Origin of the sequence: Weissella sp. DD23, assembly GCF_001579105.1 — a bacterium.
GTDB lineage: Bacteria > Bacillota > Bacilli > Lactobacillales > Lactobacillaceae > Weissella > Weissella cibaria.
On the sequence record NZ_KQ970392.1, the window covers coordinates 172899 to 174173 of the forward strand.

1 protein-coding gene is annotated in these 1275 nt (G+C 46.7%); it reads left to right on the plus strand.

The annotated features are described in order from the left end of the window. A partial coding sequence (locus tag WEIDD23_RS14535; RefSeq protein WP_242865435.1) for a UvrD-helicase domain-containing protein occupies positions 1–1275 on the plus strand: 1275 nt, incomplete at both ends.

The following is a 1275-nucleotide window of genomic DNA, read 5'->3' on the forward strand; positions in this document are numbered from 1 at the left end:
CCTGAACTAAAAGCCGCCTGGGAACTGGTGAAGACCCAGCGTGAACGGATTAAGGAACGGTTGGAAGCATTACAAACGGGCTTTTTTGCCCTGGATGAAGCGGCCATGCAACTAGCTGTGCGTGGGGCTGGTGAGGTGATTACCGAATTAGTCGCATTTACGCAAGCCTTTCGTGAGGCCTTTTTAGCCGAAAAGTTACGCCGTAAGGTCCTGGATTTTAACGATTTGGAACACTTTGCACTTCAAATTGTCAGCCAACCGGCAGTGCAGGCTGAGTTGCGTGCACGTTATAACGAAGTGATGGTTGATGAGTATCAAGACACGAATCAACTACAAGAAGCGATTTTAAGTTTCATTGCGAGCGGTGATAATACGTTCCAAGTGGGTGATATTAAACAGTCGATTTATAAGTTCCGTCAGGCGGACCCAACCTTGTTTGGTCATAAACTCGCGACGTATCCACAAACGCCAGGCAATAAGGTGATTACACTGCAAGAAAACTTCCGCTCGCAACCGAACGTCACGAATTTCATCAACTTTATTTTTGCGCAAATCATGAGTGACGGGTTGGGTGATGTTGACTATACGGGCGAAGCAGAATTGGTCGCTGGGGCCGATTATTATCCGGCCGACTTGCCCAAAGAAGCAGAATTGATGGTGTACCTAGATGATGGGACAACAACGGATGAAGCTGATGACGGTCCGGAGGTCGCGAATGAGTTTGGCTTTACGAAAGCAACGGGTCAAATTCGGATGATGGCGTTGAAAATTAGGGAGTTAATCGACACCAAGTTTGAAATATTCGATCGTAAAGCCGGTGAAAAGCGTCCGGTGACATACAGTGATATGACGGTTTTGGTGCCAACTAAGAATCAAAATTTGGATGTCTTGGATGTGTTCCGTGAAATGGACATTCCGATCGTTGTTAACGGGGCGGAGAGTTATTTCCAAACGACTGAAATTTCAGTCATGATGAGCTTGTTGCAGGTGATTGATAACCCGCACCAAGATATTCCGTTGGCAGCAGTATTGCGTTCACCACTGTATAACGTTGATGAAAATGGGTTAGCGTTAATTCGAACGCAAGCCATGACGGAAGATTTCTATACGGCGGTTCAAGCCTTAGCGAATAATGCGTTAACAATTGCCGTTGCCGGCGTTTCTGAGACAAAGGTCAATGAGACAATCGCGGCGGTGCAACGTTTCCTAGTGGATTTGGAGCGTTTCCGGGCGTTGGCTGTTCAAAACCAAATTGTGGATTTGCTGTGGCAGATT